General features: G+C 66.0%; 9 protein-coding genes. 2 read left to right on the top strand and 7 right to left on the bottom strand.

Annotated elements, in window-relative coordinates:
• Positions 1-49: 49 nt before the first annotated feature.
• The 5 genes from AC6RV7_RS01900 to AC6RV7_RS01880 form a co-directional block, all read right to left on the bottom strand.
• Positions 50-3,376, bottom strand: coding sequence for a LamG domain-containing protein (locus tag AC6RV7_RS01900; RefSeq protein ID WP_500092202.1), 3,327 nt, complete (start codon positions 3,374-3,376; stop codon positions 50-52).
• A gap of 83 nt (positions 3,377-3,459) precedes the next feature.
• Complete coding sequence (locus tag AC6RV7_RS01895; protein ID WP_500092201.1) at positions 3,460-4,920, bottom strand: MFS transporter; 1,461 nt, start codon at positions 4,918-4,920, stop codon at positions 3,460-3,462.
• A gap of 85 nt (positions 4,921-5,005) precedes the next feature.
• Positions 5,006-6,520 (bottom strand): L-fucose/L-arabinose isomerase family protein, encoded by a 1,515-nt coding sequence (locus AC6RV7_RS01890; RefSeq protein ID WP_500092200.1) that lies wholly within the window; start codon positions 6,518-6,520, stop codon positions 5,006-5,008.
• 19 nt (positions 6,521-6,539) lie between these two features.
• Positions 6,540-8,954, bottom strand: coding sequence for a hypothetical protein (locus AC6RV7_RS01885; protein ID WP_500092199.1), 2,415 nt, complete (start codon positions 8,952-8,954; stop codon positions 6,540-6,542).
• A gap of 59 nt (positions 8,955-9,013) precedes the next feature.
• Entirely contained in the window at positions 9,014-9,847 is an 834-nt protein-coding gene (locus tag AC6RV7_RS01880; RefSeq protein WP_500092198.1) for an IclR family transcriptional regulator, read from the bottom strand.
• 206 nt (positions 9,848-10,053) lie between these two features.
• On the opposite strand from AC6RV7_RS01880, the gene AC6RV7_RS01875 reads away from it, so the two are divergent.
• Together AC6RV7_RS01875 and AC6RV7_RS01870 are read left to right on the top strand one after the other, a co-directional pair.
• Entirely contained in the window at positions 10,054-11,949 is a 1,896-nt protein-coding gene (locus tag AC6RV7_RS01875; RefSeq protein WP_500092197.1) for a cellulase family glycosylhydrolase, read from the top strand.
• Positions 11,950-12,039: 90 nt separating this feature from the next.
• Positions 12,040-13,113 (top strand): SGNH/GDSL hydrolase family protein, encoded by a 1,074-nt coding sequence (locus AC6RV7_RS01870; RefSeq protein ID WP_500092196.1) that lies wholly within the window; start codon positions 12,040-12,042, stop codon positions 13,111-13,113.
• 33 nt (positions 13,114-13,146) lie between these two features.
• Here the strand turns inward: AC6RV7_RS01870 and AC6RV7_RS01865 are convergent, their stop codons facing one another.
• Both AC6RV7_RS01865 and AC6RV7_RS01860 read right to left on the bottom strand, forming a co-directional pair.
• On the bottom strand, positions 13,147-13,887 hold the full coding sequence (locus AC6RV7_RS01865; protein WP_500092195.1) for a ThuA domain-containing protein: 741 nt from the start codon (positions 13,885-13,887) through the stop codon (positions 13,147-13,149).
• A complete protein-coding gene (locus AC6RV7_RS01860; RefSeq protein WP_500092194.1) occupies positions 13,884-14,063 on the bottom strand; it encodes a hypothetical protein in 180 nt (59 codons plus the stop codon). Before AC6RV7_RS01860 ends, AC6RV7_RS01865 begins: the two co-directional genes overlap by 4 nt.
• Between the last annotated feature and the right edge of the window lie 51 nt (positions 14,064-14,114).

Here is a 14,114-nt window from a genome sequence, read left to right as displayed (position 1 = left end):
CGAGCCGCCGCGAGCAGGGCGGGTCAAAAGTCCCGCCCTGCGTTCAAACTCAAGGCCGCGGGCCGGTGGTTCGCACGAGTTCCTGCGCCCAGGCCTCCTGCAGGAGGAAATGCAGTCGCGAGTAGTGGTGGTCATTCCACGCGCGCCGCGCGAGCTCGAGGTAATCCACGCGATCGTGAGCCGCGGCCCCGGCGGCGTCGGCCGCCGCCAGCAGCTGCCGGTAGTGCGTCTCGAGCTCCCGCAACCAGGCCGCATCGACCGAGGCCTTCGCGCCCAGGACACGTTGCGAAGGCGACGCGCTGGCAAACGTGCGCAACGCATAGGGCGCGAGGTGGAGTTTAAGTGTAGTGGAAACCTGGTGACGCGCACCCTCCGCCGGTTCCAGCAGCGCGCCGCGTTCGGCGAGCGTCACGGCGACGTCGACGGGTTCGGGCAGCGTGTTGAGCACGTAGAAATACCGGCGGCCATCGACGATCTGCTGACGGATGCGCACCGGATCGACGGCTCCGGCGACATCATCGAAGCGCGTCGCCGGCAGCGCGGCGAAGGCGCGGGCGAATGGCTCCAGTTCTTTTTCCATGCCAAGCGTGCCCAGCACGTAACCGCCTTTGACCACTTCGGTCGCGTCGACGTCACGAAGGGCGAAGACATAGGGTTCGAGGCTGTTGAAGCCGCCCGGATTGAGCGTCGACGCGCGCCACACCATCTCCTTTACGCCGATGTCGGTGAGGCCCTGGAGCGGCGCCTCCTTGCCGATGGCGTCCTCCCAATAGCGGTCGTGGATCGTGACGCGCACGGGCGAGTGGTGGCGTAGCGGCACGAGCACTTCCGGTGCCGTGAACGCGCCGCGGCTGACGCCCGGATGTTCCGGCAGATAGTGCGAGCGGCGCATCCAGCGAAAGTCCGCCGGCACGACGGTCGGGGTGATGACGATGTTCGGGTGGTTGAGGTAGAGTTCCGGGTCGATCCCCGTCTCGCGCATGAGCTCCCGAACCGAATCGTGCAGGTAGTCGGCGAGCCGATGATTGCGCGACGGATGAATGAAAACGTTGAGCTTCAGCTTGAGGTCGGGTCGCGCCGCGGCGATCCGCGCGGCCATCTGCGCGTAGTGGCGGTAGAGGACCTGGCAGCGCCAGTCGATCCATGCCTCGCGCGCGGCGGCATTCGTCATGAGCCATGTGTAGCTTTTGCTGAAACGCGTGGGATCGCCGGGTTGGTAAACGGGGATCGTGATCCCGGAGTCTTGTTGAAAGCGACGCAGGTTCGAGTCGTTGTAGCCCGAGTCCAGCGAGCCAAACGTGTAGATCTTCGTCCGCGAAATCACGAGGGTGATCGCGTCCAGCGCGGACTGGTCCGCGTAACGCGAGAGCACTTCATCGACGATAGCGTTCACCGCCGCCATCACGCGCGGATCCGCGGGATTGTAGTTCAGATCCGAACCATGCCAGTAACCATACCAGAGGTCGCCGTCCTTGTTGACGTTGATGACCGTGTCGTGATCGGCATCGATACGTGACCAGTCGGTGGTCGCATACGCGTCGAGGCTTGGCAGCGTGTGGAGGTGCAGGCCCGCGCTGAAATGCAGATCCTGCTCCGCCAGACGCTGCATCAGGTAAACGGGATAGCCGTGCGGGTGCGGACGCAGGCCGCCCTGACCGCCAGTGATGTCCGGCTCGAAGGGCTCCACGCTCGTCCCGTAGAGCGGGCCGCCGTACCAAGCCAGCGGATACTCAAATTCCGTTTGCCCAAAGGAGCGCATGTAGGCGATGAGACGGTCGGTCGCGCGCATGAAGCCATCGCGATCGGTGCCGGTGCCGAAGCTGTGGAAGAGCACGGGATCTTCGTAATAAAGCCCGGTGCGACGCGCGGGCACGCTGCCGTGAAACTCGCCGAGGCGCGAACTCACGCCGGCGCGATCGAGGCGGCTGATCGTGATGCTGGAGACCGCGGCGGGCAGCCCCTCCTCGCCGGTCATGAACGTGAACGCCTGGCGGCGGTCGCGTGGCCAGAACAATACGCGGTGCTCGCGCAACGTATGCGAAAGCGGAAATTCGCCGCCGGTGATCACGCCGGTGTGGGCCTGAAAATCGATGTCGCTGCCGAAATTCTGCAGCAAGATCTCCATCGAGCGGGGTTTGTCGTCGGGATAGGTGATGACCGCCACGTGCGGTTCGTTCACGTCCTGAACCTCAAACGCGATCGCAAATCGATCATGCACGTGCGGTCCCGCTTCGCGGTAAGGGCCAAAAGAGGATTTCACGACCGTCGTGCCGCCGCGCTCCGCAATCGACGCTTGTTCGGCGACGTCGATTTTTCGTAATGGCGTCAGGCGCTCCGGTTGCGCCGCCGTCTTCGCGTGGGGAGGAATCAGGCAAACGCTGGCGTCCGCCGTCTTCTCGGTACCGTGCTCGAGATACGTCAGCTGGAGCTGGTAGTCGCCGGCAGGCGCCGCCGGAAACGGGATCGCGAGCTGACTCGTGCCGAGCCCGGCGAGGGTTCGCGATGGCAGCTCGCCTTTGTGCAGCGTGTGGCCTTGGGCGCTGTTGATGCGATACCGCAGCCCGTCGAGGCGCAGGGCGCGGTCGCCCGGATTACGCAGCACGATCTGGAGCGATCCGGCGACGTCGGCGGGCAGGATGGGGTCGTGAAAATCGACCTGCACCGCGGGCCGGCGATGCTCCGCGTAAAGCGCGCGCGCCTCCGCACCGGACAACTCGCGATTATAAATGCGAAAATCGTCGAGTGCGATGGCCGGCGCGGACGCCGCGCCGTCGGCACCCGGTCCGAGGACGAACTCCTCGGCGTTGCTAGGCTCCCATGCCCGCACCCAGTTGATTCCCGCCGGCACACCATCGACGAAAAAGAGACCGCCTTTGCGATGATTCCAGGTGATGGCAACGTGATGCCACTCGCTCGGCCGCCAGGTCGCGAGACCATGGAAATCTACGACGGAGTGCTTGGCGTCGTTGAGGTTCAGCCGAATGAAACGGCCGGGATGCACCTCGACCGACAGTGCCTCGGCCTCGGATTCCTCTGCCGGACGAGTGCCGAACAACCGGACCGGAGCGCCCGTGTTGGCTTCGATTTTCAGCCAGAACGCGAGCGTGCCTTCCGCTTCGGTCACGTGGTGTTTCGCCGAATACACCAGGGACTGGCCCGGGGCGAAGCGCGCGCCGTCGCCGGCGATGCCGGCTACACGCTGCGGCAACGCTTTCGAGCGTCGAGGTTGGCTCTGACCATGTGCGTCGGCCGAGAAATCACGATCGAACGTGACGCGAAACAGCGGCGCGCTTTCCCCGCCGGCGGGTTGCACCGCGGCGAATCCGGCGGGCAAGGTGATCAGGAAAAGAGGAAGGAGTCGGGCGGCCAATCGCATGGGAGTGAGGAATGAGGAACGGCGTTTGCGGTTCATGAGAATAACGGTGAGCGCGCGGGCGGCGCTTGAGGGGAAAGAGGTGATCAGGCCGCGGCCGGACCGCCTGGCGCGGCGGCTTGGCGTCGCGCATCCAGTGTGCGGCGGGTTTCGCGGGCGCGTTCCTCGGTGATCGGATAACGCCAGACGCAGAGCATCGCCACGAGGAGCGCGAGGGCGGGCACGAGTGAGAACAGCGCGCGCATCCAGAAGATCGTCGATGCGGCCTGCGCGCCGCCGAGCTTCTCGTCGAAGCCGGTGGCGACCAGCGCGAACCCGGAAAACATGAACGCCAGGCTCAGGCCGCTTTTCGTGATCCAGGCGGACACCGCCCCGACGGAGGCCTCGTTGCGCACTCCCTGTAACAGCTCGGCATGATCGGTCACATCCGCCATCATCGACGCGAGCAGGACCCAGAATCCGCTCATGCCGACGCCCATCAGCGCCATCGGGATGAACATCAGATTCGGCATCGCCGGCTGGTAGCACCACAGCTTGGAAACGGTGCCCGCCAGCGCGATGCCGAGGCAGGCGAGAAACGTGCGCCGTTTTCCGATCCGCGTCGCGGCCCACGCGATGACCGGCGTCGCGACCATGCTGGCGACCTGGTAGGCGGTGGTGATGAAACCGTGCAGAATCGACGCGCGCTTCAGGTCGCCGCCGTGCACGTAGTAGATGTTTAGATACAGCCCGAGGCTGTAGACCGTGAAGATGCCGAGCAGCGTCGAGAGCCCCGCGATCGAGAGCAGCAGCAGCGGGCGGTTTTTCAGCAGGCCCCAGACGTTGCGCAGCAGCGGCACGCGTTGCTGGTGGCGGACGTGGATGTATTCCTTTTCCTTTGCCGCCAGCGCCGGCAGGATGCCGATGGTGATCATGACCAGCATGACCAGTCCCGCGGTGTAGCGCGCGCCTTCGACCGTGTCCTCGAAACCACTGTATTGCGTCAGGGCGAACAGCCAGGAGACGAGAATGCCGCCGACCGGCATGAGAAACGCGACGACGGCCGACACGCGCGTGCGTTCGTGATAATCCCGCGTGAGCTCATATTGAAATCCCTTCAACGGCACCGAGAAGAGCGTGAAGGCGGGAAAGAACAGCAGCATCGCGGCGCCGAAATAGATGCTGTAGGCGAGCGGGCTCCAGCCGCGTGGGAAGCAGAACATCGCCAGCAGGATCGGGCCGGTGAGGAACGCGCCCGCGATAATGAGGGGACGGCGCCGTCCCCAGCGGGAGCGGAAGTTGTCCGAGAAGCCGCCGATCAACGGATCCGTGACGGCATCGAGGAGGCGCCCGACCGCGAGGATCGCGCCGATGACGGCGGGGTTCACGCCCAGCGCAATATTGTAGACGGGATTCGCGAGTTGGTGGATCGCGTTGCCGGTCAGGTTGTCGACCAGGCTGCCGGCGCCGAAGGCCAGTTTGGTTGGCAGCGGCACCTTCTCGTCCGGTGGCACCGTTTGTCCCGGCGGACGGGCGGAAGGATCGAGGGAATCGGCGGGAGAAGTCATGGGAAAATCAGGGTTGGCCGGCCGCGGCGGGAGGGCCGGTCAGAGCACGGACTGGGGAGAGGCGCCGCCGCGCGAGGAGGCGGCGCTAATCGAGCTCGCGGGACGGCGTCACGACCGCGTAGTCGAGACCGAGCGCCTGCGCGATCTGCACGAGCTCGTAGGCGTGGTGGCCGACGCCGAGGGCAAAATGATGCGTGGGACCCTCGGCCACCCAGCGCCTCAGGAAAGTGCGGACATTCGGGGCGAAAAGACCGTGGGTGTTGGTGTTGCCGGTGGGCGGAATCGGCCGGCGTGCGGATTCGCCTTCGGCGATGACGAACTTGAAGGAGCCGTCGGCCTTCTGGCCGATGCTTAACATCGTGATCGGACCCTCCTTGATCTGGAATTCGACCCCCGCGCCGGAGCCGGGTTTGCCGTGATACTTGCGCAGGCTGCGGATTACCGGCTTTGCCGCGGCGATATTGATGTGATGCGGGCCATCGTGACCGACGAGCACGCTGTCGCGCTCGAAGTCGACCGGGTGGAATTCGGCGAAACTGCCGCCGATCCCGAGGCGGTCCATGATCATCATCGCGACGCAGGTTTTCAGATCGAACTCGCCGCACATCGGGAAACCCGCGCCAGTGAGCACCGAATTGCCGACAATGAGGTTGGTGACGAGCGTGCGGAGCTCGGAGCCCGGCTCCGCCTCGTAATAATAGGCGAGCCCGTCGAGCCGCTTGTCGTCGATCAACGCTTCCAGGGCCACCGCGGCGCATGCGGCGGTGTCGAGGTCGCGCTCGGTCAACTTTTCCGTCAACGGGTCCGACTTCGGGTCCGGGGTGTCGAAGAATTCGAGAATGCGCGCCTTCCACTCTTCGACCTGCCGGGCGTCCGGAGTGCGGTAGTGGCGAAAAATATCGCCGGGCTCGACGAGCACGACGTGCAAGCCGAAGGCGGCGGTGATCGCGGTCGGGTCCGTGTGCATGTCGAGCATCGACTCGAGCACGTGGCCCATCAGGCCGATGCGGGATTTGCGCAGGGAATGGAGGGCGCGGGCGATGCCGCACCAGCGCCGCAGATCGCGCGCAACCTCCGGGTCGTCGCCTTCGAAGCCGAGGATCACCGGCGGCGCCTTCCGGCCGAAGCGCACCGCGACGCCGGTGAACTCCGGGACCGAGCAGAAGTCGTCGTTGCAGAGCTGCATGTAGGTCGTGCCGTTCGGGTAATCCATCGCCTTCATCGGCTGGATCGCGATGAGGACGATCGGCACGCGGATCTCCCGGCAGAGCACGCCGAAGGTCGACGACGTAGCATACGTCACCATGTCGACGAACAACACGTCGATATCCGAAGCGTGAATACGCGGCACCACCTCGTAGGCGCGCTCGGCGTTGTCGATCAGACCGAAATCCCGGACCTCCATCCCCTCGGCCTCGAGCAGCGTATGCACGTGGCGTTGCTTGCGCTGCATCTCGGCGCGGAGGCCATCGAATTGATCCCAGTAGACGTGATGTCCGACGCCAATTAGCCCCACGCGGGCGGTGAGCGGGCGGCGGCGCGCAACTTGAAGGTTCGCCGTAGCCGGCGAAGTGGCGGGAGCGGAAGCGATAAAGGTCATGTTCCGGAGAAAAGGGGGATTACCAGGAGAGCAGCGCCGTGCCCGACACCGGTGCTGCGGATTCGAGCAACGCGCCGTGGGCGGAAAGGACCGGGCGGAGCGGCATCCGCTCGCCGCTGATGTGGGGCCACGCCGGGTCGAGCCAGAGCGTGACGTCCCCGCCGCCCGGGGGCGGGAAAAAACGCACCACGGCGTGGTCGAGTCCCCGCAGCCACAGGCGGCGCGTTACGCCGACCTGCGCCGGACAGCCTTCCACGGCGGAGGCGGTGCCTTGATCCTGTTCGATGAAGACGCGGCACTCGTGACGCCACGCGCGCGGAAACCGGTAGTGCGCGAGGCCGCCGGCGATCCGGGTTTCGGAACCGAGCAACAGCGGCGCTCCAAATGGCGTGCGGAGCCGGAGCTCCACGGTCGTATCCGGCACGTATCCAGAGAAGAACCACCCATTCTCGTGCCGGTGCAGCGCGAGGACCGGGCGGCGCTGATCGCGACATTCGGCGCTCACGCCGATCCGCCAGCCGTCCGCTGCAAGCAGCTGACGCATGAGGGCGGCGAGTGGGAACGTCGTCGCGGCGGCGTCCGGAATCGGGAGGTGTTCTTCCTCGGAAACGCGCAAAGGCAGCGGTCCCCGCAGCCAGGCAAGGCGACCGGGGCCAGTTCCGTTCGCGCTGGCCGCCAGCACCCGGATTTCCGCGCCCTGCCGAACAGTGGCGAGTATCGTGCCGGTGGTAGGTGAGGCGGGCGTTTCGGCGAGGCCGCCGCCGGACATCACCGGCCGGTGCACGAAAGTGGTGGGCGTGGGCGACGCGAATGCATCGATCGGTTCGAGATCGTGGCTCACCGTGAACTCGCCCGCGAGCGGCTCGGCGAGAGCGAGTCCGAGCCGCTGGCGCAGCTGCGGGGCGTGGTGCAGCGGACCGTAAAGCAGCAGCGATCCGCCGGCTTCGAGCCAGGTCAGCAGCCGCGACTCGTCCGCAGGCCGTAGCGGTGCGGGCGTCACCAGAATGCGTTCGGCGAGCATTATCGCCGCGCGCTGGCCGAGGGCGTCGAACGCGCGGGTACTAATGACGGTGTTGAGCGGTACGCTGTCGTTCAGTGCCTCGCGCGCGAACCAGTCGGTGTGAAACAACCGCGCGAGTTCCGGCGTTGGCGCGCCGATCGCGTCGTGCAGTTCGTCGAAGGGATACAGCCAGACGAGCGGTCCGGGTGCGTCCGGCCGCTCCCGCCAGGCGCGCAGCAGGTGCGGCTGGCTCTCCAGCGGCACGCGTTCGGGCATGCGGCCGTGGGAGTCGTCGATGGTCAGCAGCTGCAAATCGGCAGGCGGCTGCACGGCGCCGTCGGCGGTGATGCGCGCGACTGACAGCGGCAGGTAGATGTCGTGCGGCTGGCCCTCGTAACGGTCGAGCCAGGGGCTGTTGAGCCACCAGGGATCGTGCAGGTAATACCGAAACGGATACTGCGCGCCCGGCGGCAGCTCGGCGATCCGGCTGAGATAGCCGGCCAGCTCGATCCCAAAGTCGCCATTGATGGCGGCCCACGGCGAGTTCGGCGGCGGCGCGAAATCGAATCCGCCGGCATAGAGCTCGCGCAGCGGGGTGGCGTCGCTCGCCAGGTCGGTGCCGGTGCCGAGATTGGTGCCGCGCGTGCGCAGGCCGAGGTCCGGACACTCCTGGCGGTAGTCGCGCCAGAAGCCGAGAATTCGATCGGCGATCTCGGCCGCGCGCGCGGGATGAAAGACGTTGCCGTCGAACAGCGGGCCGACGGTCTTCCAGGTTTCGAGGCCAAAGCCGAAGCCGTTCGAGAGCCAGAGGTAATCGAAGCCGAGGTCGCGAGCGAAGTGCCGGAACTGGCGGCCAAGGAAGGTGCCGAGACTCGTGCCGGCGGGAATGCCCTCGGGAAAACCGGCGTAGCGTCGAGTATCGTAATTTAGGATACCGTAGCAGCAGACGAAGCTTGCCCGGCCCATGGTGTTGGAGAGGCAGATCTCGCGGTGCCACTCGTATTTGAAACGTGACGGGGCGAATTCGCCGCCGGGATCGAAGGTGGCTCCCACCTCGATCTCGCGGCCCGACTCGCGCGCGACGTCGCGCCAGGCCTCGACGATGGCGGCGAGGCGCCGGTAGGTGAGCGGGCGGGCGTCTTCGCGATAAAGATAGTTCCGCGCGTGCAGGCTGCGGCCTTCGGGGTCGGCCGGCACGGGCATGTGCGGATTGGCGTTGCCGAGATAGCGGGCCCACTCCATCGGCGCGTCGAGCTCGCCGGTGTATTCAAGAATCTCTGACCCGTCGGCGGACCAGAGCATGATCGAGAGCTTCCCGGCGCGCGCGGCGAGCGGCGCCCATTGCGCGAGCGCCGAGCGGCAGACCGCGCGGGTGGCGTCGTCGTCGAGTCCGTAGAAAGGCTTGAGGGTGATTTCGAGGGTCAGAGTTCTCACGGCACGAACGATCCGGGAGGCAGAGCCACCCGGTGAGAAGGGCTGTACTGGCGGGACGCTCAGTCCGCGGTGGCGGGCTGCTTGCGCGGCCGTCCCCGGCGATTGCCGGGGGGAACATCGCTGGAGGCGGAAGGGGTGTGGTGCGCCCACAGGCTTTCGATCTCTTTCACGGCGCGACGCAGCCCATCCAGAGTGAATTCCACCTGCTCGGCGTTTTGCAGTCGCACGGTCGGAGCGCTCGCGCCGAGCGCGGCGAAGACGGAACCCCACGGATCGCGGATCGGCACCGCGAGCGCGCTGATGCCCTCGCACAACTCGTCGCGCGTCTGGCTGTAGCCTTGTTCGCGGATTCGTGCGAGCTCGGCGCGGAACGCCTGGGGATCGGTGATCGTGTGCGGCGTGTGCCGGCTGAGGCCATGCTGGCCGAGGTAGGTCTCAAGCGTCGCCTCGTCGAAGTTTGCGAGGATGAGTTTTCCGAACGCGGTGCAGTGGGCGACGCCGCTGACGTCCTCGGGTTCCTGCACGCGGAGCGCCTGCCGGCTCGGCACGTATTCGAGATTAATGATGCGGCCCTGATCGGCGGTCACGAGCATCACGGATTCGTTCAACTCCTGCGCCAGCGCGTGCACCACGTGACGTGCCGTCGATGTCAGCGAGCGCAGATAAAGGGGATGGCGGCTTAACAGCATCAGCCGCGTGCCGGGATGGAACAGCCGCGTGACCTCGTCTTGCCGCACATAACCACGGGCGGCGAACGTCGTCGCGATGTTGTGGACCGTGGCGACGTTGATGCCGAGTTCGTGGGCGAGGGCGCGGGTGCCGATACCCTCCGGACGGCGGACGATCGCTTCCAGAACCGATAAGCTTTTATCGAGCGTCAGAACCGTGGGCATAAATCGATAGAAATGTTTAACAGAAACGAACGGCAAGAATAAAATTGCGTCCGAATACTAAAATCTTTTTTCGCTTCATGGCGGTTCTGCTCTCAGAAAAACTGCTGTCGTAGATGCTTTAGTCGCGGCGATAAAAGTGTTTATTAATAACTAACGACTGTTTGGCTAAAAGCCTCATTCCTGCAACCCTCGAACGTTTGATTACCATGCTTCTGACCCCTCTTCGGCAGCGGTGCCCGTTTCGGAATTGGCTGGGTGCGATTCGCACCCGCGCGATGTTGGCGGTGGCCACAGCTTTGACGCTGGCCGGTCCGGCGAGCGGAGTCGAGCCGGCGAAGACCGCGCGAGCGAACCTGCCGGCGGTGACGGCCGTGGGTCGTCAGCTGAGGTTGAACGGACAGCCGTGGGCTTTTGCGGGACTCAACTACACGCGTTTCCTGATCGAGTTCAGCATCCGGACCAACTTCGAGCGCGTGGACGAGGATCTGCGCCAGCACGCGTCATGGGACGTGGCGGTGTTGCGCGTACCGTTGCATCTGGGGATGATCCAGCCGGAGCCGGGCGTGTTTCCCGACGATCCGCACTATCAGGAGGTGTTGCGGCGCCACACGCTGGACCCGCGGTTTTTTGAACTGCTCGAGCATTTCATCGCCGCCGCCGGACAACACGGCATCCGGGTCGTGCTGGAGTGGCATGAGATGCCCACCGACCCGTATCGCTACTTCGTCGGAGGCAATCATCACGACAAAGGCACCGGGCGCCCCGGCCGTGGCATCGCATGGCTCTATGATCGCGAGGCCGATCGTGCGCTGGAGCCGACGCATCCGCGCTTCATCCAGGCGCTGATGGATACGAACCACTGGATGGCGCGACACTTTCGTGGCAACGGCACGATTCTCGGTTTTGAGGTGCCCTACAACGAACCTCACAGCGTCAGCGATTCCAGCGGAGCGGCCTGGCGTCGGATCACCGCCGCGGCCGCGCAGGCGGTCGTGCGCGGCGATCCCGATAGGCTGACGTTTGGCATGCCGCCGGCCTGGGGCCATAACAACGTCCTGCCCGCCGCCACGTGGATGCTCCCGGAGCCGATGACCGGCATGGCGCCGCATCATTACCTGGGCAACGGGCCGGTGCCGGTCCGGACCGACGCGGCCCAGCGGAAGGAGCCCTGGCTCGCGCGCGAGGTCGATGCCGTGTTTGATCACAGCTTCGCCGCCGTCGCGCTGCCGCACAGCGCGGCGCGGTATCCGGTGTGGAACGGCGAGTCGGGAGAACATGGCTACGCTTCGCTGCTGCCGGACCTGGAGCCGCGCGTCGCCGCCTCGTATATGATCGAGGCCCAGCTCGTGCAGGCCTATGCCGCCGGTTTGGTGGGTAGCCTCGGCTGGACGCTCACGGGCAACCCGACCGTCTTCGAGCCAATGGCCGACGTGTATCGTGACGCTTACCGGCGATTCTCACCGGTCTATCGCGCCGGGCCGGTCGACTACCGGACGGCGGCGGTCCTCTTCGTACAGAACCCGGGCGCGGTTCCGGTTCAAAATGGATTGAACTACGCGACGGTGCCGCTGGCCCGGCTGGCGCTCGATCTGCATCTCGCGCCCGTGCACTACATGACCGACGACCAGCTGCTCGATGAAGGCCTGGTGCAGATCGCCGCCGGCCTGGAACAGGTTGAGGAAATGGACGCCTCCCTCAGCTACCGCGCGGCGGTCGTCGACACCCGCAACCTCGACGCCCGCGCCCTGGCTCTGCTCGAGAGCAGTCGCCTTCCGCTTCTACGCACCGACGACCCGGCCCGCCTCACGCCCGACGAGCTGGCAGCGTTTCTGGCCGGCGCCGGAGTCGACGTCGACCGGCGCACGCCCGCCGAGTTGCAATTGATCGTCGGTCCCGGTCACCTGCTGGTGTATCGACGTTCTGGTGACGGGACGAAGGCCCGCGTTTATCCGCGCATTTCCGGCGCGACGGCGGTCGAACTGCGGGACGAGGCGGGCGCCGTCGTCTTCCGTGGCAGCACCGAGACGCTCCACCGCGACGGCATCGAAGTCGAGGTGGCGCGCTGGCGCACGGCGATCTTCTCCCGGCACCCGAAAGCCTGAGACCGCCGCGGGCTGCCGATAGTCGCTCGAATTTTCCCCATGTGCTCATTGACCGCTGTGCTTTCGATTTTGAAACGCCCTAGTGCGCGTGTGCTCGCGATCGCCCTGGCGACGGTGGGCCTCTCCGGATGTGCTGCGGTCCGCATCACGCCCCCGCGGATCGGCGCGCCCGGTGCGGGAAATTTCGTGTTCATTCCGGCGGCTGATCCGCGCCTGCAATTCAGCGACGGGCTTCGTCCCGTGCTGCTCCCTGACGGCGCCGCCCGTTTCGACCGCGGCCTCGACACGCCGGGCCGTGGGTTTCGCTGGGACAGCCCGGGCTCACGGTTGCGCTGGCGGACCGACAGTGGCGTGACGCGGGCGCATCTGCGCTACACGCGTCTGCACACGGGTAGTTCGCGCAACAGCCTCGGCGTTTTTCGGGTCGACGGGCGTGCGAATCCAAAATGGATCTTCACTCGTCCCGGCAATGGCGATGCCGACGTGGTGGTCGATCTGCCGGTGCCGGCCGGCGGCGGCGCGCACGATTTCGAAATTATCCTGCCTTACGGCGACTCGGTCGACGTGCTGGGCGTGGACGTGCTTCCTGCGGCGAATTTCTGGCCACCGGCGCCACGGCCTCCACGGCGTTATCTGGCGTTCGGCGATTCCGTGACGCACGGCTTCACTGGCTCGGACGTGACGAAATCTTACGCGTTCCGCCTCGCGGAGGCGCAGGGTTGGGAGCTCGTCAATCTCGGCATCGGCGGCCGCGGAGCGGTGGGCGCTGATGGACCCGTCCTGGCCGGCATCGATGCGGACGTGGTGTCGGTGTTGATCGGCGTCAACGACTGGCAGGGCGGGGTGGAGCTCGACGAGTTTCGCGAAGAGTTTTCCGTTCTTCTCGCCGGGTTGAGCCGGGCGTGCGTCAATCGGCCGGTGTATGTGATCACGCCCCTGTGGGTTGCGCCGACCTGGCAGCCGGCGGGCGTGACGTATCCACTCGAGCGTTACCGCGACATCATTCGCCAGGTCGTTGCGGACCGCCGCGATCCGCAGTTGCGATTGATCGAAGGCCCGGCGCTGATCGATCACGATCCGGCCTTTTTCGATGCGATCGCAGTGCATCCTAACGATGCCGGCTTTTTCCAAATGGCGGAGCGACTCGCCGCACTCATGCGGTGATTCCGCGGAGGAGCGGCGAGCGCCGTCGGTGTGCTACGGGAGCGGAGCGACGCGCTCGCGGATGGAGGTGCTCTCCGGGGTCGGAAAATCGGCGGGCACGGGCCAGGTGGCGGGGCGTTTTGCGAGCCATTGCAGCGCGCGGATGACCACGGTCTGCAGTCCGGCGCAACGCATGCGCTCAGGATCCGTGTCGCCCGCCCAGACGTGACCGAACGTCGAGGTGTAAACGCGGCCGGCGCCGAAGTTCACCGTCCATTCGAGCGGCCAGTTCATGTCCGTCTGCGGATCGTAGCCGTAGGAAAGCACCTCGATATTCCGAGCCGGGCCGCGGGCGAAATAATACACTTCGATGTCCGGGGTCTTCCACGCGCGCGGAAGGCCGGCGTGAATTGGGTGCTCGCCGCGACGATGCACGACCGTGTCGAGCCGCGCCCCGTGTCCCGTGTCGCGGCCCTCGCCGGGCGGAATGCGAACGATCCCGCCGTCGCCGTCCACGACGAGTGCCCAGCCTGCATCTTTCTTTCGCCAGCCGAGGCCGATCATCTCGTTGTAGGCGGGCCAGTCCGCGAACGCGTTGTTGCCGGCGTGCCAGACATACACGCCGCCGCCGTCTCGCACGAAGGCTTCGAATTCCTCCTGCACGCGCCGCGGCCAGGTCGGGCCGCCGCCGAGATCGTTGCAGGTTTGGATGACGACGTCGTAGCGGGAAAAGTCAGGCCGCCAGGTGTCCCAGTCCGACGTGTCCGAGGTTGCGGGCGCCGTGCTGACGCTCACCTCGAAAGACCGGTGGGCCCGAGGAGGCCGCGGATCAGCTGCGTGGTGAGCCGCCAATCGTGGTTGCTGTAGCCGTCGACGATGAGGACGCGAATGGGCGCCTCGGCCGCGCGTCCCGCCGGAGCATGAATCCACGGCAGCGCGAGCAGGAACAGCCGGAGAAAGAAGGAACGCATCGGAAAAAATGGTTGAGGCAGGGAACGGCGAGGAACAATCGCGGCGCAGCA

This window comes from Opitutus sp. sgz309028, assembly GCF_059821195.1.
The sequence above is the reverse complement of the archived record's forward strand: the minus strand, read 5'-3'. Positions and strand labels throughout refer to the sequence as shown.